The organism is Microbacterium sp. HD4P20, assembly GCF_019449275.2.
Taxonomy (GTDB): Bacteria; Actinomycetota; Actinomycetes; order Actinomycetales; family Microbacteriaceae; genus Microbacterium.
The window spans coordinates 283,123-308,675 of record NZ_JAHZQZ020000012.1 but is presented as its reverse complement, the minus strand read 5'-3'; the positions used below and the strand labels follow the sequence as shown (position 1 = coordinate 308,675).

The following is a 25,553-nucleotide window of genomic DNA, read 5'->3' as shown; positions in this document are numbered from 1 at the left end:
GACTGGGCGCATGAGCCTGCCGTTCGAGAGCGCGTACCGGCACGGGTTCGCGCGGGTCGCCGCGTGCACGATCCCCGTCGCGATCGCCGATCCCGCCGCGAACGCCGACGCCGTCCTCGCCGCAGCGCGCGAGTGCGACGCCGAGGCGGTCGCCGTGGCCGTCTTCCCCGAGCTGTGCCTGACCGGTTACGCCATCGAAGACCTCGTGATGCAGGATGCCGTGCTCGACGCGGTCGCGACCGCCATCGAACGACTGGTCGAGGCATCCGTCGATCTCTTCCCGGTGCTCGTCGTCGGTGCGCCGCTGCTGCATCGCAACCGGCTCTACAACTGCGCCGTCGTGATCCACCGCGGCGAGCTGCTCGGCGTCGCACCGAAGTCGTACCTGCCGACGTATCGCGAGTTCTACGAGCGGCGCTGGTTCGCCCCCGGCGACGATCAGGGCGATCAGGACATCCGCGTCGGCGAGCTCGAGGCGCCGTTCGGCCCCGACCTGCTGTTCGAGGCGCTCGACGTGCCCGGTCTCACCGTGCACGCGGAGGTGTGCGAGGACGTCTGGGTGCCGATCCCGCCGTCCTCGCGCGCTGCGCTCGCGGGTGCGACGGTGCTGCTCAACCTCAGCGGCAGCCCCATCACCATCGCCCGCGCGGAAGACCGCAAGGACCTCTGCCAGTCGCAGTCGCTGCGCTGCCTCGCCGCCTACGCGTACGCCGCCGCCGGCACCGGCGAGTCGACCAACGACGTGTCGTGGGACGGCCAGACCCTGATCTACGAGGGCGGCAACCTGCTGGCCGAGACCGAGCGCTTCCCCGACGGCCCGCGGCGCTCGGTCGCCGACGTCGACCTCGACCGCCTGCGCCAGGACCGCCTGCGTCAGGGCACCTTCGATGACAACCGCAGGACGCACGAGGCGGATGCCGCCTTCCGCACGGTGCATTTCCAGCTCGACCCGCCGTCGACCGACGTCGGCCTGCGTCGCAGCCTCGACCGCTTCCCGTTCGTGCCCGACGACCCCGAGCGTCTCGCACTGGACTGCTACGAGGCGTTCAACATCCAGGTGTCGGGGCTCGTGCAGCGGATGCGGGCGATCGGCGACCCCAAGCCGGTCATTGGCCTGAGCGGAGGGCTCGACTCCACCCACGCCCTGCTCGTGGTCGCGCGCGCCATGGACCGCATGGGGCGCCCGCGCAGCGACATCCTCGCGTACACGATGCCCGGGTTCGCGACCAGCGAGCACACCAAGTCCAACGCGATCGCCCTCGCCGAGTCGGTGGGAGCCTCGATCGAGACCATCGACATCCGCCCCGCGGCGACCGAGATCCTCGAGGGCATCGGCCACCCGTTCGCCGAGGGCGAGCCGGTGCATGACGTCACCTTCGAGAACGTGCAGGCCGGTGTGCGCACCGACTTCCTCTTCCGCCTGGCCAATCACAAGGGCGGCATGGTCATCGGCACATCCGACCTGTCCGAGCTCGCGCTCGGCTGGGCGACCTACGGCGTCGGCGACCAGATGAGCCACTACGCGGTCAACGCGGGAGTGCCCAAGACCCTGATCCAGCACGTCATCCGGTGGGTCATCTCGCACGGCGAAGGCGTCGACGAGGCCGAAGCCGCGGTGCTGCAGTCGGTGCTCGACACCGAGATCTCGCCCGAGCTCGTGCCTGCCGGCCAAGACGGCAGGATGCAGTCCACCGAAGACCGCATCGGCCCCTACGCGCTGCACGACTTCGCGCTGTACCACGTGCTGCGCTTCGGGTTCCGGCCGTCGAAGATCGCCTACCTCGCGGCCCACGCGTGGTCGGATCCGGATGCCGGAGCCTGGCCGCCGGGCTTCCCCGACGAGGACCGCTACGCCTACGACCTGCCGACCGTCGTGAAGTGGCTGCAGATCTTCTTGCAGCGCTACTTCGCGTTCGCCCAGTTCAAGCGCTCGGCGATCCCGAACGGGCCGAAGGTCTCGCCCGCCGGGTCGCTCTCGCCGCGGGGCGACTGGCGCGCGCCCTCGGACGGCAACGCCCGGGCGTGGCTGGCCGAACTCAAGGCCGCCCTGCCGGAGCTCGTCGAGGACTGACCGGCCGGTACGCTACGCCGGATGCCGCAGGCTCTCACGCGCCGCTGGCGCGTCGACGACCCGACCCTCGGACCGTGTGGCCCAGCCTCGGCTCGAGGCATCCGATTCCCTCCTGCGCGCGCGTGGTGAGATCAGGGGATCTCGCGAGCGTAGGACGTTTCGACCGGATTCGTCCTTCGCCGGTGAGATCGCCTGATCTCGCGACGGCGGCAGGGGTGATGCGCGCCGCCTCCCGCAGCGTCAACCCCTCCGCGGGAGCCGCGCAGTGATGCCAGGATGAGGCGATGGACGGCTTGGCGGCGGTCGACTTCGAGTTCGCGCGGCAGGTGCTCCAGCGGGGCATCGCGGCGCTGTTCGTGGTCGCGTTCGCCTCGTCGTTGAATCAGTTCCGCCCGCTCCTGGGCGAGCACGGGCTGCTGCCAGCGCCGGACCTGCTCGATTGGGCGCGCTCGTCCACGCGCGCGGCGAAGATGCTCCGCCCGACGCTCTTCCTGCGCGTGCGGTACACCGACCGCCGGCTCGTGGCACTGTGCGTCTTCGGCATCGTGGTCGCGGCGACGCTGGTGGCCGGCATCCCGCAGCTCGGCCCGCCCTGGGTGCCGATGCTGTGCTTCCTGGCCCTTTGGCTGGGCTACATGTCGATCACGAGCATCGGGCAGACCTTCTACGGCTTCGGATGGGAGATGCTGCTGCTCGAGGCCGGCTTCCTCGCGGCATTCCTCGGCTCGGACTCACAGCCGCCGTCGACGGTGGTGATCGTGCTGTTCTGGTGGCTGATCTTCCGCCTCGAGTTCGGCGCCGGCATGATCAAGATCCGCGGCGGGCGGGAGTGGCGGGATCTCACCGCGCTCACCTACCATCACGAGACCCAGCCCATGCCGGGGCCGCTCAGTCGCCAGGCCCACCTCCTCCCCCGCTGGATCCACAAGGGTGAGGTGCTCGGCAACCACTTCGCCCAGCTCGTGGTGCCGTGGTTCCTCTTCGCGCCGCTGCTGGGGCTGGTGGTGCCCGGCCCCGTGCCGGCGATCGTCGGGGCGGTCGCGGCGGCGATCGTCATCGCGACGCAGGCCTGGCTCGTGATCACCGGAAACTTCGCCTGGCTGAACTGGATGACGATCGTGCTGGCGTTCTCGGCGATCGGGGTGCCTGGAATCGGCGCCGAACCATGGCCGGCAAGGACCGACCCGCCCTGGATCATCGACGGGCTGCCCTTGTACTGGGTCGTGATCACGGCAGCCGTGGGGCTGCTCTGCGTCGTGCTGAGCTGGGCGCCGCTGCGCAACCTGTTCGCACGCCGGCAGCTCATGAATGCGAGCTTCAACCGGTGGCAGCTGGCCAATGCGTACGGGGCATTCGGCACGGTGACGAAGGAGCGGATCGAGATCGTCGTCGAGGGCACGATGGAGGAAGATCCGGATGCCGCCTCTTGGCGCGAGTACGAATTCAAGGGCAAGCCCGGCGATGTGCGCCGCGTGCCGCGTCAGTACGCGCCGTATCACCTGCGGCTGGACTGGCTGATGTGGTTCCTGCCGCTGGGGCGTTCGCTCGAGGACTGGTTCACCGTGTTCCTCGTGAGGCTCCTGGAAGCGGATGCCCCGACCCTGCGCCTGCTTCACCACGACCCCTTCGACGGTGAGCGGCCGAGATGGGTGCGCGCGGTGTCGTACCGCTACCGGTTCACCTCCCACGCGGAGTTCCGCAGCACGCGGGCCCGCTGGAAGCGCGACCGGCGGCGTCCCGTCATGGGGCCGTTGTCGTTGCGCCGCTGAGTCGCTGCGCCGCTGAACCGCTCCGCCGCTCCGCCTCCGTCCGCGGTCACCTTCGGCGAGCACACGGCCCCGGGCGCCGCACTAAGTGACTGCGGAACGGCCGGGTCAGAGGACCGGGGCGTCGCCGGCCGGGTCGACAGTCGCGCGGCGGCGCGCCGAGAGGTCGACGATCGCCACGACGAGCGCGAGCGCGAGGAACAGCCCGACCGACATCATCCCGAACGCGAAGGCGTCGTGATAGACGACCAGGTCGTCGTGCAGTCCCGACTCGCGGTAGATGGTGGCGTAGAAGAGCGACAGCGCGACCGCGGTGCCGACCGCGGCCCCGATGCGCTGACCGAGCTGGCCGACCGAGCCCGCGAGGCCGCCCTGCTTGACCGGCACGTCGGCGAGCGCGAGCGTCTGGTTCGGGGCGATCACCAGCCCGCCGCCGGCGCCGCCCACCGTCATGATCGCCGCGAACGCGTATGGCGCCCACGTCGGGTCGACGAATATGGCGGTCAGCACCAGGCCGCCCACGCACGCCAGCATGCCGACCAGACCCCACACCACGATGACCCGGCCGTAGTCGCCGACGAGGTTGCCGCCGATCCACGAGGTGACCGCACTCGCGAGCGCGAAGCCGATCGAGGTCATTCCGGCGTACACCGGTTCGAGCCCGAGTCCCAACTGCAGGTACAGCGTCGTGACGAGGAAGAGCGCCGGCGCCGCAGTGAAGTACGCCGTCTGCAGCAGCGTGCCGTTGCGGTACGACACGACGCGGAACAGCTTGAGCGGAACGAGCGGACTTCGCCCGCGCGCGGCGTAGCGGCGCTCCCATGCGACGAACGCCGATACGAAGAGCGCGAAGGCGACCAGCAGCCACCAGCGTGCCGGGTTGTCAGTCGGTGCGCCTGTGGTGAACAGGAACGGCCACATGAGCGAGATGATGCTCGCACCGAAGAGCAGCACGCCGACCGGATCCAGTTGCAGCGGGCGATGCGAGCGGGTCCGCGTGTCGGGCAAGAGCCACAGCGCGAGACCGATCGCCGCCAGGCACAGCGGCACGTTCATCCAGAAGATCAGCCGCCAGCCGTCGGTGGGGCCGCCGAGGGCGATGAGCAGTCCGCCGAGAGTCGGACCGAAAGCGGTCGCGACGCCGATGGTGGCGCCGAACAGCCCGAAAGCGCGGCCGCGCTCCTTGCCCTGGAACAGCTCTTGAGCCATGCCGAGCACCTGCGGCATCTGGATGCCGGCGGCCACGCCTTGCAGCAGTCTCGCGACGAGCAGCACCTCGGCCGACGGGGCGAGCGCGCACGCGATGCTGGTGAGGGTGTACAGCGACAGGCCCACCACGAACAAGGTGCGGCGGGAGCGCTGATCGCCCAAGCGGCCCATCGGCACGAGGACCAATCCGAACGTGAGGACGAATCCCGACACGATCAGCTGCAGCTGGGTGGACCCGGCACCCAGCACGTCGCCGATCGAGGGCAGCGCGACGTTGACCTTCGTCATGTCGAGGATCGTGATCGCGGCGACCGACACGCACACCCAGAACGCCCGCCATCGCGCGCCGGATGTGAGCGGGATCGCCGCGGTGTGCGGTCCGGCGGTACCCGGCGTCTGCGCCGCGAGCGGGCGCTCCGCGCGGGCACCACCGGTGGTCTGCGACGGCTCTGGATTCGGCATCGTGCCCAGGCTAGCGCGGGCATCACGCCCGAACGGTGCCGGATCCCGGTGTGCGGGAGGCTGCCGTGCCCGGCGCCGCGGGTGCAACGGCGAGAATGGAGACATGAGACTTCTCGTCGCCGCGCTGGAATCCGAGCTCGCAGCCTTCCCGCGGGAGCTTCCCGGTTTCGACCGGCTCGTGACGGGACCGGGAAAGCTGCAGGCCGCGTACGCGCTGACGCGAGCACTGGATGCCGGAACGTACGACGAGGTGGTCGTGGTGGGCACGGCCGGCGCGATCGACCCGCTCCTCAACGAAGCCGTGTACGAGATCGATGCGACACTCCAGCACGACGTGACCGACATCGACGGGATCGTCGGTCAGCACGTGTCGCTGCCCGCCAGGCTGGAGCTCGGCCGCGAGGGCGTCACCATCGCGACGGGCGATCACTTCGTGGACGACTCCGAGGCCGTGGCCGTGATCCGGCCGCTCGGCGCGGGGTTGATCGACATGGAGACATACGCGTACGTATGGGTCGCGCAGCGCTTCGGCGTCCCGATCCGTGTGCTCAAGGCGGTGTCGGATCGTGCCCAGGACGGCGCGATCACCGACTGGCACGCCGCAGTGACGGCATGCAGCCACCAGCTGTGGGACCGGCTCCGAGCCGACTACGGCGTCTGACGGCGAGTCCCGGCGTCAGACCACTCCGGCGAGCGCGTCGTCTTGGAGGATCGCGCTCGGTCCGTGGGGGCTCGCCTGGACGATCAGCTGAGCAGGCAGCTGCTCCTTCATCGCCGCGACGTGGCTGATGACGCCGACGGTGCGTCCTCCCTGCCGCAGCTCGTCGAGCGTGCGCATCGCGAGCTCGAGGGTCTCTTCGTCGAGCGATCCGAATCCCTCGTCGATGAAGAGCGTGTCAAGCCGCACGCCGCCGGCGCGGGCCGTCACCACCTCGGCAAGCCCCAGCGCGAGGGCGAGCGAGGCGAGGAAGGTCTCGCCGCCCGAGAGCGACTGCGCGGGCCGCGCCTGACCGGTGAAGGCATCGACGATCTCGAGTCCGAGCCCCGATGCTGCTCCGCGCGCGGCGCGGGCGTCGCTGTGCTGGAGTCGGTAGCGTCCCGACGACATGTCGCCGAGCCGCAGGTTGGCGGAATCCACGATCTCTTCGAGCTCGGCGGCGAGCACGAACGTCTCGAGGTCCATCTTCATCGAATTCGGCGCGCGGCCGGCAACGGTGTCGGCCAGCCGGGCGATCGCGGCGGCGTCAGCGGCTCGCTCGGCGACACCGGCGTATGCCTCGTCCAGCTGCAGCACGAGATCGCGCAGTGCGCTGCTCAGGCTGCGTGCCTCGCTTTCGGCGGCGAGCGCAGTGGTGCGCGCCGCGTCCGCCGCATCCAGCGCCGCCTGTGACGTCGCCACGTCGACGGGCTCGTCAGGCGTTCCGGCGAGCTCCAGCTCTAGCTCGAGCACGCGGCTGCGCGTCGCGGTGAGCTGTGCATCATGCTCCGCGATGCGGGCCGCGAGGGCCGTGACCGTGCCCGGCTCGCGCAGCGCCGCGGCAGCAGTGTCGGCGTCGGCGAAGACGGATGCTGCGACCAGCGCTTCGGCGTCGGCGAGGGCGTTCGCGTGGACGGCCTCCGCGTGTCGAGCGGTCGCTCGCGCGTGACTGTACGCGCGCGCCGACTCACGGACGCCCGTGACGGCCGCGACGCGCTCCGCGACGGAGGCGTACTCTCCGCGGGCCTGCGCGACGACGGCGCGGACGCCGGCGACGCGCGCCGTCAGCGCGGCCACCTGCGAGCGCGCCTGCGCCAGCTCGTCCGCGAGCGCACCCCGTGCCGCCTCGGCCTCGGCATCGAGTGACACCAGTGCGGCGCGCTCGGCCTCCAGCGCGGTGCACCGCGCGGCAGCGTCCTCTGCAGCCTGGACGAGCGCGGTGGCCTCTTCCAGCTGCTCTTCGAGCACGCCTGGCGCCTCGCCCGCTGCCCGCGCCGCGGCGACGGCGTGGCGCTCCCGCGCGGCACGCGCCGCGTCGGATGCGCTGCGCTCGCGCGCGGCGGCGGCCTCACGCTCGGCTTCGGCGGCAGTGAGGTCGTCGTCGGTGACGGGGTCGTCGGAGACGGGAGCCGGATGCGGGTGGGTGGCCGAGCCGCACACCGCGCACGGTTCGCCGTGCACGAGCGTCGCGGCAAGCTCGCCGGCGTACCCGTCCAGCCGACGTTGCAGCAGGCTTGCCACGGCGGCACCCGCGGCGGCCGAGACGGTCGCCGCGTCGCGGTGGGCCACCTCGGCGTTGCGGAGGTCGCCGGCCAGCTTCTCCGCTTCGCGAGCGGCCTCCAGCCGTCCTGCCAGCTCGTCGCGTCGCGTACGCGCCGGGTCGGCGTGTGCCGCGTCCTGTCGGGCGGCGGCAAGTTCCCGGTCGAGCCGTTCGAGCTCGCCCGGCACCAGCGCACGCTGGGAGTCCATCGCCGCGAGATCGGCCTCCATGGCCGTCACGCGCTCCGCACCGGCGCGCAGCTCATCCTCACGCGCGACGAGTTCTGCCTCCTGCGCGGCAGCGGCGGACCACATCGCGAGTTCGCCCGTGAGTCGCTCGATCACCGCGTCGAGGTCGTCGGCACGGTCGATCTGAGCGCCCTGGGCCGCGGCATCCCATGTCTGCTCGGCAATTGCGGCGGCGGCCGAGGCTGCGGACGAGTCGGCCTCGGTGCGCCGGACGGCGTCGAGCGTGGCGCGCAGCGCCTCGGCGGCTCGGGCGCGATCGAGGTCGGCGCGGTCATCGGCGATGCCTGGCGACGCGGCTTCGAGCGCGGCCAGGCGGTCTCGGGCCTGGCGCAGCTCGGATTGCGCCCTGGCCACCGCGACCACGGCGCGATGATCGGCGTCTGCGGATGCCCGGGCGGCGTCGGCGAGTTCCCGTGCGTGCGTCAGAGTGTCGAGCCGGTACGCGGCGCGCTCCGCCCCGAGCACCACCGCGGCGCGGCGCGCCGTGAGATCACCCGCCGCATCGGCACCGCCGAGCTCGTTCCCGGCGATGAGGCGCTCGGCCTGGTCCAGCAGGGTGCGAGCCCGTTCCGCCCGCGCGTCGAGCTCGCGCTGGGCCGCCTTGCTGCGCTCCCCGAGCTCCCGGGCGTACTCCTCGTAGCGCCGGCTGCCGAACAAGGCCCGCAGCAGACCTTGCCGCTCCGAGCCCGACGCGAGCAGGAACCGCGAGAACTTGTTCTGCGCCAGCAGGATGACCTGCTGGAACTGCTGGGCGTTCAAGCCCAGCACGTCGTCGAGGAGCAGCCCCACCTCGCGCGGTTTCGCGGCGCGCCCGATCCACGTGTCGCCGACGAGCTCCTCGAGCTCTGCCCGGGTCGGCTCGGTCGTGAGCCCGCCGCCGCGTCGTGCCGGACGCTGGTACTCCGGAGCGCGGGTGATGCACCACCGCCGCTCTCCGACGGTGAACTCCAGCCGCACCTCGGTGGGGTCCTCGGGCTCGCAGTGGTCGCTGCGCAGCCGCTTCTCGCCGGAGTCGTAGCGCGGCACCGTCCCATACAGTGCGAAACACACGCCGTCCAGGATGCTGGACTTGCCCGCGCCGGTACGCCCGGCGATGAGGAAGATGCCGTCCCGATCGAACGCGTCGAAGTCGACGACCTGGCGTTCACGGAACGGCCCGAATCCCGTCAGCTCCAGCTTGTGGAGCTTCACGCCGTCACCTCCGCGTGCGCACGCTGCTCGACGACCTCGGCGATCAGCCGCGCCTCGCGCTCGCTCGCGCCTTCGCCCTCGCGCACGTGGGCGAGGAACGCATCGACCAGTTCCGCTTCGTTGCGCGTGGCCCGCACGCGTTCGACGTACGTGCGCGCATCGTCGGTGCGCGCCAGTACGGGTGCGTGCGCCACCGCCGCGCAGTAGGGGAAGCGCGCCAGCAGGCGGCGCATCGGATCGCGCTGCGGCAACGGGTCGGTGTACTCGACGTTGATCCAGTCCGACTCGTGCGGCGCATGGCGCTCATCGGTCAGGAGTTCCTCGAGCGGACCGGTCAGGGTGGTCAGCGTCCGCGGCACGGGGAGTTCGAGCCACCGCACCTCCTGCAGACCATGCGCGTCCAGATCGATCAGCCACGAACCGCGCGGCTTGAAGCGTTCGCCGAAGCTGTAGTGCAGCGGTGCACCCGAGTAGCGCACACGCGGGCTCAGCTGCTGCTGACCGTGGATGTGCCCGAGTGCCATGTAGTCGACGCCGTCGAACACCGACAGCGGCACGATGTCGAGACCACCCTGCTGGATGTCGCGCTCGAGCTGCGGCGTGGGCTCGACGCCGGCGGCGAAGCAGTGGGCCATCGCCACCGCGCGTCCGCCGCGCTCGGCGAGGTCGGCGCGCACGAGGTCCATCGCGTGGGCGAGCACTCCTGCCTGCGATCGCACGCCCGGCCACTGCGCGCGCAGCAGCACGGGCTCGAGATACGGGATGCCGTAGATGCTGACCGGGCCGTGCGCGTCCTCGACGATCACCGGCGTCCCGACGGCGGCGGGATCGGTGATGACGTGCACGCCCGCACGCAGGAGCGAGGACTGGAAGCCCAAGCGGGCGGCGGAGTCGTGGTTGCCGCTGGTGACGACGACGGTGGCGCCGGCGTCCGCCAGGCCACGCAGGACGTCGGACAGCAGCGTGTACGCGCCGGCTGCCGGGGTCGCCGAGTCGAAGACGTCGCCGGCGACGAGCACGACGTCGACCGCGTGCTCGTGCACCTGGGACACCAGCGTCTCGAGCACGCCGCGGAGGGCATCGATCGTGGAGTGCCCGTGGAAGGACCTCCCGATGTGCCAGTCCGAGGTGTGCAGGATCCGCATGCAGACACCGTACGTTCGCCCTGCGACATCCCGGGCGAGGCAGGCCGCGCCGCGCGCGAACGCGCCGGAACCGATGCCATGGCCCGCAGCGGATGCCGCGTGCCCCGGCGGTGTGTCGCGCCCGTAGAGCGATCCGCGACGTATCGTGGAATATGGCGCACAACGCAGATACCGCCCCGCGATCCACCGTCGTGGCGCTCGTCGGTGCCGACAGCGACGACCTGCTCACCGGACTCGCCGATGTCCCGGCGCTCGTGGCGCTGTCGCTGCGCGAGGCCGATCCGGCCGTGGCCGCGCACCTGGTGGCATCGGTGTCGCACCCCTATGTCGTACACGACGCCGACCCGCTCGAGCACGTCGCGGCCGCGTGGGTCGAGCTGTACGAGGAGCGCGCGACGCTCGGGTCGCTCGAGGTCGAGGTCGAGGCGCTGCTCGCGCTGTTCTCGTCGGGCGACGCCGTGATGCCCGACTACTACGTCGTTGCTGGTCCCGAAGCGATCGAGGGCACCTGGCGGCATTGGTGGCTCGGCGCTCTCGCGCACCACGCGCCCTCGCGCGTGCTTCCGGTCGAGGCATCCGGTTCCGCATTGCGTGCGCGACTGCGGGCGCTGCCGGCGTCCCGCCCGTGGCCCGATCCGCAGACGTGGCTGCCCCGCGTGCAGTTCGACATCCCCGACCGCGTCGGACTGCACGACCAGCCGGGCGCGGCCTGATCCGTGGCGGTGGTCCAGTCCTTCACGCACGCCGGCGCGACGCTCATCGCCGAGCGGCGCGGCGCCGGCGACCCCGTCTTCGTCCTCCTGCACGGCATCGGAATGGGCAGGAGCGTGTTCGCAGCGCTCGCCGATCATCTCGACGACGGCGAGGTGCTCGCCCTTGACCTCCCCGGCTACGGCGAAGCGCCCGAGCCGCCGCGGGTGCTCACGATGGAGCGCAACGCCGACCTCGTGGCGCAATTCCTCCGTGCTCGCGTCGGCAGACCGGCCGTGCTGGTCGGGCACTCGATGGGCGCGCAGATCGTCGTCGAGATCGCCGCGCGTCACCCAGAAGTCGTCGACCGGATCGTGCTGATCGGCCCGACGGTCGACCCTTCCGCCCGGACGGCGCCGCAGCAGCTGTGGCGCCTGCTGCGCGACATCGCCGTCGAGAGTCCCCGGGTGATCGCGATCGGCGCGCGCGAGTATGTGCGCGCGGGGCCGCACCTGCGGGCGAAGTTCCGTGCGATGCTCGTCCATCGGCCGGAGCGCACCTTCCCCCGGGTGACCGCGCCGGCTCTCGTGCTGCGCGGCGAGAACGACATCGTGGCGCCACCCGAGTGGTGCCGCAGTGTCGTGGCGGCGCTGCCCGACGGCCGGCTGGTCGAGGTGCCGGGGCACGGCCACGAGACGATGATCCGGGATGCCGCGACCTCGGCCCGTGAGATCCTCCGATTCGTCCACGACAGGTGACGGCGCCCTGCCGTCCAGCATCCGATTCCTGCCAACCACTCCTGCGTCGGCAATGTCGGAACCCCCGCGTAGGTTTCCACTGTCGGAAACCACGGAGGAATCATGCTCTCGCTCGTCACCGCCGCCGAACACCAGTACCGACACGACACGTGGACCCGTGATCGTGAGATCGCCCTGCTCGCCTCGATCCGTGAGCACCGCGCCGCCGAACCGGAGCAGGCACCCGCGGTGTCGCCGCCGGTCGCCGTCGTGCCCCGCGTCAAGCGCGCGGCATGGCCTCGGCCGATCGGCGCCCACCGTGCCGCCGACGCCTGCACCACCGTCTGCGCGACCGCCTGACGCACGGCGCCTCGCCCGGCATCGCGGGCGGGGCGCGGTGCATCAGCTCGCGTACCGGCGGCGCCCCGCCACCACCGTCTGATCGACCCGCGCCGTCAGCAGAGACTCGGCGCCGGTCGCGAACGGGTCCGCATCGAGCACCACGAAGTCGGCGGCGCAACCCGCAGCGATCCGACCGCGCCAATCACCGTCGCCCACCGAGGCCGCCGCGTCACGCGTCGCGTGCGCGATCGCGCGGTCCAGCGGAAGGGCGTAGTGCGGATGGATGGCGGCGACGCCGGGATCCAGCGCGGATGCGCGCGTCGTCGCGACGTACATGTTGGCCAGCGCTTCGTGCGGCGCCGTCGGGGCATCGGTCGAGAAGGCCAGCAGGGCGCCGGCGTCCTCGTACTCGGGCCACGGAAAGGCACGGTCCACGCGTTCGTCGCCGAGCATCTCGGCCCAGTTGGCGAAGATCGCGGGATCCGCGTGGACGGGCTGCATGGATGCCGTCACCCCCAGTCGTGCCATCCGCTCGGCGGTGCCCGGCGCGGCGTACTCGAGGTGTTCGAGGCGGTGTCGCCGCGGGCGGTCGCCGTTGGTCGCCGCTGCGCGCTCGATCGCATCGAGGGCGATCTCGCTGGCGTAGTCTCCGATGGCGTGCAGCGCGACCTGGAGGCCGGCGGCGTCAGCGGCCGCCACGACGGGCGCCAGCTGTTCGAGCGGCCAGATCGGCTCGGCGTTGGAACCGTCGGCATACGGATGCCGCATCGCGGCCGTGCACGCGTCGATCACGCCGTCGAGCACGAGCTTGATCCCGACGATCCGCAGCCACGGTGTCGACGAACTCGTGGCCAGTTCTGCGGCGCGAGCGACCTGACGGAGGTTCTCGGCGGGGTCACCGGTGTTCGCGACGAACCAGTGCGCCGCCACGCGGATCGGCAGCTCGCCGTCACGACGCGCCAGCGCGCGCTGGAAGGCCTGGAGTCCGAGGTCATCGAATGCCATGTCGACCACCCCGGTGACCCCCGCCGCCGGGTACGCGCGGAGCACGCGCTCCACAGCCACGTCCCGATCGGCATCCGTCATCGTGGCGTCTCGGTGCGCCCACGCGTACTGGGTCGCCGCGGTCTCGTACAGCATGCCGTCGGGTTCGCCGTCCGCCGTGCGCCCGATCGACCCGCCCAGCGGATCGGGGGTGTCGCGGGTGATGCCCAGTTCGGCCAGCGCCGCCGTGTTGACCCAGCAGGAGTGGTAGTCGTTCGCGTCGAGGAAGACAGGAACATCGGGCACGGCCGTATCGAGCATCTCGGCGGTGGGCCTGCCGCCGGGAACGGAGTCGAACAGCCAGCCGCGGCCCCACAGCGCCGGCGCGTCCGGTGCGTCGGCGCGCGCCCCGCGGAGCCTCGCCTGGATGTCTTCGAGACTGCGGGCATCGGTGAGGTGGAGCTGTCCGAGCGCGGTCCCCATACCGAGGAGGTGGGTGTGCGCGTCGGTGAACCCGGGCACGACGAGGCTTCCCTCCAGGTCGACGGTGTCCTCCGCCGTGGGTGCATCGACGGCCGCTCCGGCGAACACGATCATGTCGTGGTCGACGACGAAGGCATCGGCCCACGCATGCTCGGGGCGGGGGTCGGCCGTGAAGATGCGGCCGTTGCGGTAGAGCGTGGTCATGGGCGTCCTTCCTTCGCGAGGGGCGTCCGCACCAGGATCGCGTACGCCCCGCCGGCGACGAGCATCCCGAGCGGGACGGAGAGATCGATGAAGCCGGTCGCCTGCGCGAGGGGACCCGCCCACACATCGGTCGCCAGGCACAGTGCCGTCGTGATCCCGCCCGCGAACAGCGACGCGAGTCCCGGGATGCTCCACCCGCCGGTGTACCAGTAGCGCCCGCCGGGACGGGCATCGAACAGGTCGACGCCGTCGTAGGCGTAGCGGCGCAGCGCGACGTCCACGACGAAGATCGCCATGGCCGGCCCCGACACGATGACGAGGAACTGCAGCATGAGGTTGGCCGCCTCGATGAGGCTCGACGACAGCACGAGATAGATCGTCAGCGCAGTCCCGACGACGCCGACGATGATGGCTGCCGGGATGCGACGAAGCCGGAAGCCGATCGCCTGCAGCGCCATGCTCGACGTGTAGGCCGTCATGGCGTTGAGGGCGATGGTGTTGAGGATGACGCCCACGACCAGCACGGGGCCGAGCCATGTCGGGAGAAGGTCGACCAGAGCCACGTCGATGCCTGCGTCGAAGGCGGCGGCACTCATGCCGGTGGCCAGCAACGCGCCGATGCTCGTGAACACGATGAACGGCACCGCTCCGCCGAGGGCGGTCGCCGCGGCGATGTGCGACGGCTTCGTCGACCGCGGAAGGTAGCGCGCGATGTCGGGACTGTTGATGAACGACAGCGGAGTCGAGGCGAGGATCGTGAATCCGATCGACATCGCCGACCACGTCTCGGCGCCACTCAGCGGCACCGGCGCGGTGTAGCCCCAGTCCGCCGTCGGCAGGATGAACGCGGCGACCACCAGGAAGATGACGAACAGGGCGGCAGCCATCGCGGGATAGATGCGCAGGATCAGGCCGTGGCCGAAGATCGCAACGAGGATCGTGACCGCGGAGATCACCAGTGTCACCCCGATCGGCACCCAGAGCGGATCCTCGAGGCCCAGCCGACGAAGGAGGTCGGCGCCCATGAACGAGGACGCGAGCCACGTCAGTGACAGGAACACCGCCCCGATGAACCATCCGACGAACGCGACGAACAGCTTGTTGCCGAGGATGCCGTACATCGCGCGGGTCACGACGGAACCGGATGTGCCGGCTGCGGGCCCGCTCGCAGCGATGACACCCGGCAGGATCCAGAGCACCGATGCGGCCAGGATGACGGCGATGGCCTGCCCTACCTGGAGCCCGAGCAGGATCAGCGTCGCGCCGACGGTGAAATTGAGGATGCTGACGTTCGGCGCCGCCCAGATGAAGAACAGGTCGCGGGCGCGGCCATGGCGCTCCGAATCCGCGATGAGTTCGATCCCTCGCGTCTCGGGCCGGCTGGGGGCATCGATGAACTCGCCATCGAGGGCTTGCAAGTGGGACATTCGTTCCTCTCCAGACCACGCATCGTCGCTGGTCAGCCGCCCGCTATTGGTCACGTGGCCAATGGACTATTGGTCACACATTCAATAGCATGGCGATCATGACGTCAAGCGCGATTTCGACGCGACTGCGGAAGCGTCCGGAGGAACGGCGCGACGAGATCCTCGCCGCAGCCGCCACGATCGCGATCGAGGAGGGGCTGGAGCGCATCACGCTGCGAGCGGTCGCCGAACGGCTCGGCGTGCGGCCGGGGCTGATCACGCACTACTTTCCGGCGGCCGACGACCTGGTCGTGAGGGCGTTCGCGCGCGCCGCCGAGGCTGAGCGGGAGAGATTCTTCCCCTCCATCGGCGGACCCGTCGAGCGGCTGGCGCACTTCCTCCACCACATCGAGACCGGCGCGTCCGAGCCGCTCGCGCGCCTGTGGCTGAACGCACGGCACCTCTCGCGGTTCCGGCCGGCATTGAACGACGAGCTCGAGGAGCAGGATGCGCTCGACCGGGCGCGGCTGGTCTCGCTCATCCGCGACGGTGTCGCGTCGGGAGACTTCGCAGAGACGGATGCCGAGGCCGCCGGCATCCGGATACTGATCGCGATCGACGGCAGCGGGTCCTACGTGAACAGTTCCGGCGACTACACCCGCCCGGTCTACCGCCACTTCGTGGCCGATGTCGCCGAGTGGGTGCTGCGCATCACCCCCGGGTCGCTTCGCACGGCGATCGACGCACGCCGGGCATCGTCCGGCTCGTCATGACCGGCGTCGCATCACGTGGACGTCGATGCTGTCGCCGCCGGTCTGCTCGCGACCGCTGCGCCGGACTCGGTAAGCACAGCCGAGGTCCGAACGCAAGCATCTGCGACGAATCGCATCTCGTCGCTACGCTCCCGCTGTGACCAATCCCGAGAGTGCCGCTCGACGCGCTCAGAGTTCGACCGTCTTCCGCGTACTGGCCCGATCCGGCTACGTCGTGCTGGGTATCCTGCACATCCTGATCGGGGCGATCGCGATCTCCATCGTCGTGAGCGGAGGTGGAGGGGAGGCGAACCAGAGCGGCGCAGTGGCGAAGATCCGCGAAGCACCGGCGGGCATGGTGATGCTGTGGGTCATCGTGCTGGGTCTCGTCGCCCTGGCCATCTGGCAGATCGCGGAGGCGGTGATCGAAAGCGACCCCGACGCCAAGAAGAAATGGGGTCGTCGCGCCAAGTACGTCGGCACCGCCGTGGCTTACCTGGCCATCGCGGGAACGGCGCTCATCGCGGCCCTCGGCGGCGGCACGCAGTCGTCGGATCCGGCGCAGTCGTTCAGCGCGCAGCTGCTGGCGACGCCCGGTGGCGTCGTGCTGCTCGTGCTCGTCGGCGTCGTGGTGGCAGCGATCGGAGTGGCATTCATCGTCCGCGGCGTGGGGCGCCGGTTCGAAGAGCACCTCGACCTGCCCGACGGGGCCGCGGAGAAGGGCATCGTTGCGTTCGGCGTCGCCGGCTACGTCGCGAAGGGCATCGCCGTGGGTGTGACCGGAGTACTGTTCGTGGTCGCGGCCCTCACGCACGACCCAGACACGGCCGGCGGGCTGGACGCGGCCCTGCGGGCACTCACTGAACTGCCGTTCGGCGCGGCGATCCTGTGGATCGTGGGCGCCGGGCTCGTGGTGTACGGCCTCTACTGCTTCGCCCGCGCCCGCTACGCCCGGATGTGACCCCTCGCGCGGACCGGAGACGACGTCGCCCCGCCCGGAAGCGGGCGGGGCGAGTCGCAGACGCGCGGGGTTCAGGTCCGCGTCACCCCGAGGGGCTCTGCGCGTCGCCGGTCGACACCTGCCGTGCGAGCTCGTCGACGTCGGAATCGGGCAGATCGACACCCGACTGGTCCAGTCGCTGGTGCAGCACCTCGACGATTCGCTCGTGCGGCTCGGTTCCCACGTCTGCGCGCGTCTGTGCGACGATGCCGGCCACCTTGTCGATGTCCGGAGCATTGTTCTGATCCATGGCCGGCAGCCGCTGCTCCTGCTCGGAGCCGAGTCCGTTCCGGGTGTGCTGGGCCGCGTCGGCCGTCACGGTGTCGCGGCCTTCGTCGTGTCCGTGGTGGTCGGTGCCGTCGACCACGCCGATCCCGACCGCCTCGTGACTCACGTCGTCCGGCATGCCGGCATCGCCGCCGGCCTGGCCGGCGGCATCGTCGGTCTGCGCCACACCCGGCGCGCCGCCGGTCGCGCTCGGCGCACCCATGGAGGCTTCGTCTCGCGTGGCATCCTCGGCCTCCGGCGTGTCTGTCGCCCCGTCCGCATCTTCACGGTCGGGATAATTGACGCCCGGGCGCTCGAACTCGTTTCCTGTCGTGCTCATGCTCTTCCTCTCAGGGCTCTTCGCCGCGGTCGGCGTCGCCGGCCAGGTCCGGGTCTGCGCCACGCCTGGCTGCTTCTCCCTCGACCGGATCGTCGGGCTGCAGTGCAGCATCCGTCAACAGCAGATCGGCATCGGATGCTTCGGCGCTGCGTTCCTGGCTCTCCAGGTCGTCGACCTCATCCCAGCCACCGGCCGGATCGGCGTTGATGACTCCTTCGGGCAACTCGCGTTCCATGGCGCGCTCCTCTCGTCTGCACCAGCGTCCCGCGTCCCGCCCTCCTACGTCATGGGCTTGACAACGCGCATCAGTCCTGCGACGTGGCGATCACTCCGTCGCGGCGGTGCGCGCCGCCGTCGCGGCAGCCTGGTCGCGAGCGACTGCGTCGCCGATCATCTGGCCGCCGCTGCGCAGCAGCGCACGCCGCCACGGCAGGGTCCCTTCGATCTCGATCTGGATCGATATCGACAAGATCGTGCGGATCAGCACGATGAGACCGAGGATGAGGGCGTCCTCGAGGGACGGCTTGGAAGTGATGGTGCGGATGAGATCGGCGGCGACGAGGATCTCCAAGCCGAGCAGGATCGCCGAGCCGAGCGTCGTGCGCAGCACCAGGAAAGCTGCTCGCCCGCCCTCGCCCCGCGCGATCGATCGCACCCCGAGCACGAGGGCGATGACGAATCCGGCCATCATCGCGGCGGCGCCGAGCGCCTCGAAGCCGACTGCGATCGCCGTGAAGACGTCCTCCATGTGCACGTCGTCAGCTTAGGGCCGCCCTCGTCCGAGCGACACGTCTTCGAAGATGGCACGCTGGTCTGGTGTCCACCCCTCACACCCCCACCTCGACCGAGGATCTTCGCCGCCTGCTCGCCCGCCACGTCGACGCCGGCACGATGCCGGGTGCCGTCGCGACCGTCGGCGCCGACCTCGACACGATCGTCGTGGGCGCCGCCGGCCCTGATCAGCCGGCACTGCGCCCCGATGCGATCTTCCGCATCCAGTCCATGACGAAGACGATCACTGCTGTCGCGGCTCTGCAGCTCGTCGAGAAGGGCGAGGTCGGACTCGACGACTCCCTCGAGCCCTGGCTGCCCGAGCTCGCGGCGCGTCGCGTGCTGCGGCACCCCGAATCCGACCTCGATGACACGGTGCCCGCCGCGAAGGCGATCACCCTGCGGGATCTGCTGACGAACCAGTCCGGGTACGGCGTGATCCCCGCCGACACGCCGTTGCAGCGCGCGATGGCCGCGGCCGGCCTGCAGCCCACGAATGAGTCAGCGGATCGCGCCGCGCAGGAGTGGCTCGACGCCCTCGCCGCCCTGCCCCTCGCTCATCAGCCGGGCCGGGGATGGCGGTACCATCTCTCGTTCGGCCTGCTCGGCATCCTCCTGGGCCGCCTCGCCGGGATGCCGACGCCCGACCTGCTCAGGGCATCGATCTTCGAGCCCGTGGGAATGCCCGACACCGGATTCCGGGTGCCTGCCGATCAGGCGCACCGCCTGCTACCCGCCTATCGTCGTGGTGAGTCCGGCCTCGTCGAGGTGGAACCGGCCGGCGGCGGGTTCCACACCGGACCCGCCCCGTTCGACGAGAGCCATTCCGAGCTCGTCTCGACGGTCCGCGACTACCACGCGTTCCTGCGCGCACTGTTGGACGGCCGTCTGGTCGGCGCTGATCTCGCGGAGCAGCTGCGGACGGATCAGGTCGACGCGGCCGTCAAGACGCCCGACAGCTTCTTCCCGGGGTTCTGGAACGGCATGGGCTGGGGATTCGGCGCGGCCGTGAGGACCGAGGGCCCACGGCGCGGGCGCTTCGGATGGTCGGGCGGCTTCGGCACCGACTACTTCGTCGACCCGGACGGGACCATCTGCATCGTCATGACGCAGGTCGAGATGGACGAGCGGGTCTTCGGCCTGCTCTCGGACCTGCAGGAGCTGCCCGGCTAAGCGGGGCGGTGTGCCAGGATGCCGCGCCGGTCGGGATTCTCGTCGAACCAGTCCGCCACGTACCAGCACACCGGGATCACCGTGCGGTCGCCGCTGCGCTCGAGCTCGGCCACCGCCCGATCCACCACCTGACCCGCGTACCCGTGACCGCGGAACGTCGGGATCGTGTAGGCCCGTGTCATGGCGACCGTACGGCCGTCGTCGCGGTAGTCCAGCACGCTCACCAGCTCGTCACCGCGATGCAGCGTGTAGCGCGAGGCATCCGCTTCTTTCGTGAAATGCATCTCAGCCACGCCGACAGGCTACGCCTGCCCTCCCACATCGGGACGAAGCGGGCGGGATGTCGCGGCGATCACCCGGGGAGATCCCGGCGGACTCCCAGGGCGTCGCCGCGGCGAGTGCTCAGTCCGGCAGCACGCCCGTCTTCGCCAGCTCGGAATACCAGTGCCCGCTGTCTTTGACGGTGCGCTCGAGGGTGTCGAAGTCGACGCGGACGATGCCGAACCGCTTCGCGTACCCGTAGCCCCACTCGAAGTTGTCCAGCAGCGACCACACGAAGTAGCCGCGCAGGTCGACTCCGCGCTGGATCGCCCGGTGGGCCGCGGTGAAGTGCCGGCGCAGATAGTCGAGGCGCTGCGGGTCGGGCACCGAGCCGTCCTCGGCGACGACGTCGTCGAACGCCGCCCCGTTCTCGGTGACCATGAGGGGCTGGCCGGGGAACTGGTCTCGCAGCGAGATCAGCAGCTCCTCGAGACCTTCGGGCGCGATGTTCCACCCCATCGCGGTGTACGGCCCCGGCTGCTCGACGAACTCGAGCACGTGGTCGCTGCCGGGCCAGGCGGTCCCCCCGGGGGCGCCCTTGTGCCCGTCGTTCATCTGCTTCGGCGAGACGCCGTCCCACAGCTGCACGGTCGCCGTCGAGTAGTAATTGACCCCCAGCACGTCGATCGGCTGATTGATGACCGCAAGGTCGCCGTCATGCACGAAGGACCAGTCGGTGACGGATGCCGTGTCTTCGAGCAGATCCGCGGGGTACTCGCCCTTCAGCAGCGGGTGGGTGAACGCGCGGTTGGCGAGGGCATCCGCGCGGCGCACCGCCTCGGCCGCTCCATCGCCGAGACCCCGGAGCACATGGAAGTTGAGCGTGATGGAGTAGTCCGGGTCGCCGGTCGAGCTCGCGCGCAGGGCCTCAACCGCGCGGCCGTGCGCGAGGTTGAGGTGGTGCACCGCGGCGAGCGCGGCCGCCGGCTCATGACGCCCCGGCGCGTGGCCGCCCTGGCCGTAGCCGAGGTACGCCGAGCACCACGGCTCGTTCAGCGTGGTCCACGTGTGCACGCGGTCGCCGAGCGCCGTGCCCATGATCTCGGCGTAGCGCTCGAAGGCGTCAGCGGTGGCGCGTGACTCCCAGCCACCGGCATCCTCCAGCGGCTGCGGCAGATCCCAGTGGTAGAGCGTCGCGACGGGACGGATGCCGCGCGCGAGCAGGCCGTCGACCAGCCGTGAGTAGAAGTCGATGCCCGCCTGGTTCACCTCTCCGGTCCCATTCGGGACGATGCGTGGCCACGCGATCGAGAAGCGATAGGCGCCGAGCCCGAGCTCCTTCATGAGGTCGAGGTCGCCCTCCCACCGGTGGTAGTGGTCGCATGCGACGTCACCCGTGTCGCCGTTCCAGACCTTGCCGGGAGTCTTGCTGAAGGTGTCCCAGATGGAAGGAAGACGGCCGTCCTCGGCGGCCGCGCCCTCGACCTGGTACGACGCGGTGGCCGAGCCGAAGGTGAACCCCGGCGGAAAGACGAGCCCCGAGTCTCGGTAGTCGGGGCTGCCCTGAACGAGCGAACCCGGGGCATCGGGCGTCGAGGTCACGGCACTCACTCTGTCACCTCCGCACGATCCACCGCGAACGTCTGCGAGCGCCCGTCGGGGGTGGTGACCGTCACCTGGGCCGTGCCCGTTCCCCCCGGGAAGACCCGCAGGGCGAGGCCATCGAGGTAGTCGTAGTCCGGCCGGTCGGTGCGCGCCCCCCATGGCAGCACCGCGCCTGGCCGGACGTACAGCGGCAGGCTCAGGAACCCGTGGGTCTCACGCACCCACCGACCGCCCTCGAGTCTCTCGCCCGTGAGGAGGCTCGTCCACGTGCCCTCGGGCAGGTAGAACTCCACCTCACCTGATTCGGTGAACACCGGTGCCACGAGGATGTCGCCGCCGAGCATGTACTGGCGGTCGAGATATGCCGTCGCGGGGTCGTCGGGGAACTCGAGCTGCATCGGCCGCATCACCGGAACGCCCGTGCGCGCCGCGTCGATACCCACCTGATTCAGGTACGGCATCAGCCGCATCTTCAGCTGCGCGAACACGCGCGTCACCTCGACGGCTTCGTCGTCGAACGCCCACGGCACCCGGTACGAGCCCGAGCCGTGGAAGCGGGAGTGGCTGCCGAGCAGGCCGAACGCGGTCCAGCGCTTGAAGACGGCGGCATCCGGAGTTCCCTCGAAACCGCCGATGTCGTGACTCCAGAACGCGAACCCGCTCATCGCGAGCGACAGCCCGCCGCGCAGCGTCTCAGCCATCGACGGGAAGGTCGAGGTCGAGTCGCCACCCCAGTGGACCGGCATCGACTGCCCGCCGGCGGTCGCCGAGCGTGCGAACAGCACGGCCTCGCCTTCACCGCGCGCCTCGACGAGGACGTCGTACACCGCCTGGTTGTAGAGGTGCGTATAGAGGTTGTGCATGCGCGACGGGTCGGAGCCGTCGAAGTAATCCACCTCGAGCGGGATGCGCTCGCCGAAGTCGGTCTTGAAGCAGTCGACGCCCTGGTCGATCAGGCGACGAAGGTGGCCCTGGTACCACGCGGTCGCATCCGGGTTGGTGAAGTCGACCAGGCCCATGCCCGCCTGCCACAGGTCCCACTGCCACACCGACCCGTCGGGTCGCGTCACGAGGTACCCCTGCGCAGCAGCCTCGGCGAACAGCGGCGAGCGCTGGCCGATATACGGATTGATCCACACGCAGACCCGCAGGTCCTTCTCGTGCAGACGGGCCAGCATGCCCTCGGGGTCGGGGAAGGTACGCGGGTCCCACTCGAAGTCGCACCAGTTGAACTCGCGCATCCAGAAGCAGTCGAAGTGGAAGACCGACACCGGCAGCTCGCGCGCCGCCATCTCGTCGATGAACGACGTCACCGTCGCCTCGTCGTAGTCGGTGGTGAAGCTCGTCGAAAGCCACAGCCCGTACGACCATGCCGGCACCACCGGAGGGCGCCCCGTGAGCGCCGTGTACCGCGAGAGCACATCCTTCGGGGTCGGCCCGGCGATCACGAAGTACTCCAGCACCTCGCCCGGCACCGAGAACTGCACGCGCTCGACAGCCTCGGAGCCGATCTCGTACGAGACGTGACCCGGGTCGTTGACGAGCACGCCGTAGCCCCGGTTCGAGACGTAGAAGGGCACGTTCTTGTACGCCTGCTCGCTCGACGTGCCGCCGTCGGCGTTCCACACGTCGACCGTCTGGCCGTTCTTCACGAGCGGCCCGAACCGCTCGCCGAGTCCGTAGATCAGCTCCCCGACGCCGAGATCGAGCTGCTCGTGCACGAACGTGTCGGGCTGCGGCACCTCGACGCCCGCGCGCGCGTTGCGCACGACGCCCGGGTCGACCTGCGCGTCGGCGGCGAGCCGGATGTATCCGGCCGACTTGTGACCACTGCCGGTCACACGCCGCCCGTCGACCTCGAACGACAGATTCCACGGCGCGCCAGGGGTCACCCGTGCGGTCAGGGCACCCGTGGTGAGCACCCCGCCGTCGGCGGTGGCGGTCCCCACGCCCGCTCCAGGGCGATCGTCGTGAAGGGCGCCGGTCAGCTCGAAGCCGCCGTGCCAGGCTCCGCCCTCGTGGTGGGCGATGCGCACCCGCACCACGCCCTCCAGCGGCGAAGACAGCGTCACGGTGAGCACGGCGCGGTTGAGGGTGTCGCCGCGCTTGGCGATCACACCGGTGGGCGCGGTGACGACCAGCGCCTGCCCGTCGGCCGCGGTGTCGGTCTGCCAGATGTCGTACGCCTCCTGGGCGTACAGGGCTGTGACGCCCGGTCGAAGCTGCCAGAACCCGTCGGTGAACTTCATTACTTGACTGCTCCTGCCGTGATGCCACGCGTCAGCGTGCGCTGGAAGATGAGGAAGAAGATGAGCGTGGGAATGAGGCCGAGCAGGGCCGACGCGCTCGTGGTGGTGACGTCCATCAGGCGGTCGCCCTGCAGCACGCTGATCGCGACCGGGACCGTCTGGTTGGCGTTGGAGACCAGGAACGTCAACGGAATGAGGAACTCGTTCCACGTCCAGATGAAGAAGAAGATCAGCAGCACCGAGAGCGTCGGACGCGAGATCGGGAAGATGACGCGCCACAGGATCTGCCAGCGGCCGGCCCCGTCGATCGACGCGGCCTCGAGGACCTCCTTGGGGAAGGTGCCGTACACCGACGCGAGGAGGTAGGTGCCGAACGCGGCCTGGATCACCGTGAAGATGATGATCACCGACCACACGTTGTTGTACAGCCCGACCGCTTTGAACATGTAGTACAGCGGGTACAGCAGCGCCTCCTGCGGCAGCAGGTTGGCCAGCAGGAACAGCAGCACGACCCACGAGCGCCCGCGCACGCGCCCGATGCCGATGGCGAATGCGTTCAGCACCGAGATGAGGACGGCGAGCACCGCGACGGCGCCCGAGATGAAGAACGAGTTCCACACCTTCTCGGGAAAGTTCACGCGCTCCCAGAACGCCGCGATGCCGTCGACGTAGAACTCGGTGGGCAGCGACAGCGGACCGCTGTTGGAGTAGTCCGCCGGCGACTTGAACGAGTTGACGAGGATCAGATAGAACGGCGCGATGATCAGGATCGCGGCGGCGACGGCGAACGCCAGCATCAGCCAGTCGACGCCCTTCTTCTTGTACATGCCGCCGCGGCCGCGCCGCGCGCGCCCGGGCCCTGCGCCCGCTTTGTCGGCGGTGGTGAGAGTCATCGTGGCGGCCATCACAGTCCCGCCCTTTCCTTGCGCTCCGCGGCGTTCTGCGCGCGGATGAAGAGCACCGACACGATCGCGATCACGATCGTCAGGGCCGTCGCGATGGTCGCGCCGTACCCGACCTGCTGCGACTGGAAGAACTCGGTGTACGCGTAGTACGCGGGCACGTTCGTGGCGTCGCCCGGGCCGCCCCGCGTCAGGACGTAGACCGGGCCGAACACCTTGAGCGCGGCGATGGTGCAGGTGAGCGTCACGACGTAGATCTCGGGTCGGATGATGCTGACGGTGATCGCCCGGAACCGCTGGAACCAGTTCGCGCCGTCGAGCTCGGCCGCCTCGTACAGCTCAGGATCCACCCGCTGCAGCGCCGCCATGAAGACGACGATCGGGTAGCCGATCTGGATCCAGACCAGCACCACCATGAGGCTGGCCAGGGCGGTGTCGGGACTGCCGAGCCAGTTGCGGGTGAGGGCGCCGAGGCCGATGTTCTCCAGGATGGTGTTGAGCGCGCCGTCTTGAGGACGCAGGATCCAGCCGATCACGATGCCCGCGATCGCGGCGGGCAGGATCTGCGGCAGGTAGTACGTGGCGCGGAGGAAGCTCGCGAGCCTGCCGCCGAACTTGCGGCCGACCAGATCGAACAGCAGCGCGGCAAGAATGAGGCCGATGACCGTCGGGAAGATCACCATCGCGACGATCATCCAGATGCTGTTGCCGAACGACGTCCAGAACTTGGCGTCGCCCATCAGCTCGATCCAGTTCTCGAGGCCGATGAACTCCGGAGGCCTGATGCCGCGCCATTCGGTGAAGCTCAGAAAGATGTTCCAGCCCAGCGGGATGAGCACGATCACCGTGAGCAGCACGAATCCCGGCAGCAGGTAGAGCCAGTAGGCGCCCGAGCCGCCGCGCCCGCGCTGCGGGATCAACGGCTCCTCGGGAGGAAGCTTGGTGCGCGTGGCTTTCTCGGGGCGCACGAAGGGGACGGCGGTCATGTCCTTCTCCAGGTTCGAATGGGGTGGGATGCCGCGGCACCGCGTGCCGCGGCATCCCGCTGCCGACTCGAC

The 25,553-nt window shown here is 70.2% G+C and carries 22 protein-coding genes; 9 read left to right on the top strand and 13 right to left on the bottom strand.

All coding sequences use genetic code 11. The features are described 5' to 3' along the window. Window positions 1–10 precede the first annotated feature (10 nt). Together K0817_RS06455 and K0817_RS06450 are read left to right on the top strand one after the other, a co-directional pair. The gene (locus tag K0817_RS06455; RefSeq protein WP_219980556.1) at window positions 11–2,071 is read left to right on the top strand and encodes an NAD(+) synthase; all 2,061 of its coding nucleotides are present in this window, start codon (window positions 11–13) and stop codon (window positions 2,069–2,071) included. 284 nt (window positions 2,072–2,355) lie between these two features. Next, entirely contained in the window at window positions 2,356–3,840 is a 1,485-nt protein-coding gene (locus K0817_RS06450; RefSeq protein ID WP_219980555.1) for a lipase maturation factor family protein, read from the top strand. A gap of 105 nt (window positions 3,841–3,945) precedes the next feature. Here the strand turns inward: K0817_RS06450 and K0817_RS06445 are convergent, their stop codons facing one another. Next, window positions 3,946–5,508: an MFS transporter gene (locus K0817_RS06445; protein ID WP_253735226.1), complete on the bottom strand. Its 1,563-nt coding sequence runs from the start codon at window positions 5,506–5,508 to the stop codon at window positions 3,946–3,948. Between the two features lie 103 nt (window positions 5,509–5,611). Between K0817_RS06445 and K0817_RS06440 the strand changes: the two genes are divergently transcribed. Then, entirely contained in the window at window positions 5,612–6,169 is a 558-nt protein-coding gene (locus K0817_RS06440) for a nucleoside phosphorylase (protein WP_219980554.1), read from the top strand. A gap of 15 nt (window positions 6,170–6,184) precedes the next feature. On the opposite strand, the gene K0817_RS06435 is transcribed toward K0817_RS06440, so the two are convergent. Both K0817_RS06435 and K0817_RS06430 read right to left on the bottom strand, forming a co-directional pair. Further along, window positions 6,185–9,184: an AAA family ATPase gene (locus K0817_RS06435; protein ID WP_219980553.1), complete on the bottom strand. Its 3,000-nt coding sequence runs from the start codon at window positions 9,182–9,184 to the stop codon at window positions 6,185–6,187. After that, on the bottom strand, window positions 9,181–10,329 hold the full coding sequence (locus tag K0817_RS06430; RefSeq protein WP_219980552.1) for an exonuclease SbcCD subunit D: 1,149 nt from the start codon (window positions 10,327–10,329) through the stop codon (window positions 9,181–9,183). Before K0817_RS06430 ends, K0817_RS06435 begins: the two co-directional genes overlap by 4 nt. 152 nt (window positions 10,330–10,481) lie before the next feature. On the opposite strand from K0817_RS06430, the gene K0817_RS06425 reads away from it, so the two are divergent. The 3 genes from K0817_RS06425 to K0817_RS06415 all read left to right on the top strand — a co-directional run bounded on the left by K0817_RS06425 (window position 10,482) and on the right by K0817_RS06415 (window position 12,116). Further along, entirely contained in the window at window positions 10,482–11,042 is a 561-nt protein-coding gene (locus K0817_RS06425) for a hypothetical protein (protein WP_219980551.1), read from the top strand. Window positions 11,043–11,045: 3 nt separating this feature from the next. Beyond that, window positions 11,046–11,777 carry an alpha/beta fold hydrolase gene (locus K0817_RS06420; RefSeq protein ID WP_219980550.1) on the top strand — a complete coding sequence of 244 codons (732 nt, stop codon included), beginning with the start codon at window positions 11,046–11,048 and terminating at the stop codon, window positions 11,775–11,777. A gap of 102 nt (window positions 11,778–11,879) precedes the next feature. Beyond that, a complete protein-coding gene (locus K0817_RS06415) occupies window positions 11,880–12,116 on the top strand; it encodes a hypothetical protein (RefSeq protein ID WP_219980549.1) in 237 nt (78 codons plus the stop codon). 42 nt (window positions 12,117–12,158) lie between these two features. On the opposite strand, the gene K0817_RS06410 is transcribed toward K0817_RS06415, so the two are convergent. Both K0817_RS06410 and K0817_RS06405 read right to left on the bottom strand, forming a co-directional pair. Next, window positions 12,159–13,769, bottom strand: a complete 1,611-nt coding sequence (locus K0817_RS06410) for an amidohydrolase (protein WP_219980548.1) — start codon at window positions 13,767–13,769, stop codon at window positions 12,159–12,161. Continuing rightward, a complete protein-coding gene (locus K0817_RS06405; RefSeq protein WP_219980547.1) occupies window positions 13,766–15,196 on the bottom strand; it encodes a cytosine permease in 1,431 nt (476 codons plus the stop codon). Before K0817_RS06405 ends, K0817_RS06410 begins: the two co-directional genes overlap by 4 nt. Window positions 15,197–15,294: 98 nt before the next feature. On the opposite strand from K0817_RS06405, the gene K0817_RS06400 reads away from it, so the two are divergent. Next, window positions 15,295–15,948: a TetR/AcrR family transcriptional regulator gene (locus K0817_RS06400; protein ID WP_219980546.1), complete on the top strand. Its 654-nt coding sequence runs from the start codon at window positions 15,295–15,297 to the stop codon at window positions 15,946–15,948. Between the two features lie 136 nt (window positions 15,949–16,084). Further along, on the top strand, window positions 16,085–16,888 hold the full coding sequence (locus K0817_RS06395) for a DUF1206 domain-containing protein (protein WP_219980545.1): 804 nt from the start codon (window positions 16,085–16,087) through the stop codon (window positions 16,886–16,888). Between the two features lie 82 nt (window positions 16,889–16,970). Here K0817_RS06395 and K0817_RS06390 read toward each other — a convergent pair whose 3' ends face one another. From K0817_RS06390 to K0817_RS06380, 3 genes are all read right to left on the bottom strand, one after another. After that, a complete protein-coding gene (locus tag K0817_RS06390) occupies window positions 16,971–17,534 on the bottom strand; it encodes a hypothetical protein (RefSeq protein ID WP_253735225.1) in 564 nt (187 codons plus the stop codon). Window positions 17,535–17,544: 10 nt separating this feature from the next. Next, window positions 17,545–17,769: a hypothetical protein gene (locus K0817_RS06385; RefSeq protein ID WP_219980544.1), complete on the bottom strand. Its 225-nt coding sequence runs from the start codon at window positions 17,767–17,769 to the stop codon at window positions 17,545–17,547. Window positions 17,770–17,859: 90 nt separating this feature from the next. Beyond that, window positions 17,860–18,282, bottom strand: coding sequence for a DUF1622 domain-containing protein (locus K0817_RS06380; protein WP_219980915.1), 423 nt, complete (start codon window positions 18,280–18,282; stop codon window positions 17,860–17,862). A gap of 68 nt (window positions 18,283–18,350) precedes the next feature. Between K0817_RS06380 and K0817_RS06375 the strand changes: the two genes are divergently transcribed. Further along, complete coding sequence (locus K0817_RS06375; protein WP_253735224.1) at window positions 18,351–19,478, top strand: serine hydrolase domain-containing protein; 1,128 nt, start codon at window positions 18,351–18,353, stop codon at window positions 19,476–19,478. Here K0817_RS06375 and K0817_RS06370 read toward each other — a convergent pair. From K0817_RS06370 to K0817_RS06350, 5 genes are all read right to left on the bottom strand, one after another. Then, window positions 19,475–19,762: a GNAT family N-acetyltransferase gene (locus tag K0817_RS06370; RefSeq protein ID WP_219980913.1), complete on the bottom strand. Its 288-nt coding sequence runs from the start codon at window positions 19,760–19,762 to the stop codon at window positions 19,475–19,477. The genes K0817_RS06375 and K0817_RS06370 overlap by 4 nt on opposite strands. A 118-nt stretch (window positions 19,763–19,880) precedes the next feature. Beyond that, window positions 19,881–21,341 carry a family 1 glycosylhydrolase gene (locus K0817_RS06365; protein ID WP_219980543.1) on the bottom strand — a complete coding sequence of 487 codons (1,461 nt, stop codon included), beginning with the start codon at window positions 21,339–21,341 and terminating at the stop codon, window positions 19,881–19,883. Window positions 21,342–21,346: 5 nt separating this feature from the next. Continuing rightward, window positions 21,347–23,593: an alpha-xylosidase gene (yicI, locus tag K0817_RS06360; RefSeq protein ID WP_219980542.1), complete on the bottom strand. Its 2,247-nt coding sequence runs from the start codon at window positions 23,591–23,593 to the stop codon at window positions 21,347–21,349. Next, the gene (locus K0817_RS06355) at window positions 23,593–24,498 is read right to left on the bottom strand and encodes a carbohydrate ABC transporter permease (protein ID WP_219980541.1); all 906 of its coding nucleotides are present in this window, start codon (window positions 24,496–24,498) and stop codon (window positions 23,593–23,595) included. Before K0817_RS06355 ends, yicI begins: the two co-directional genes overlap by 1 nt. Further along, window positions 24,498–25,481, bottom strand: a complete 984-nt coding sequence (locus tag K0817_RS06350; RefSeq protein ID WP_219980540.1) for a carbohydrate ABC transporter permease — start codon at window positions 25,479–25,481, stop codon at window positions 24,498–24,500. Before K0817_RS06350 ends, K0817_RS06355 begins: the two co-directional genes overlap by 1 nt. Between the last annotated feature and the right edge of the window lie 72 nt (window positions 25,482–25,553).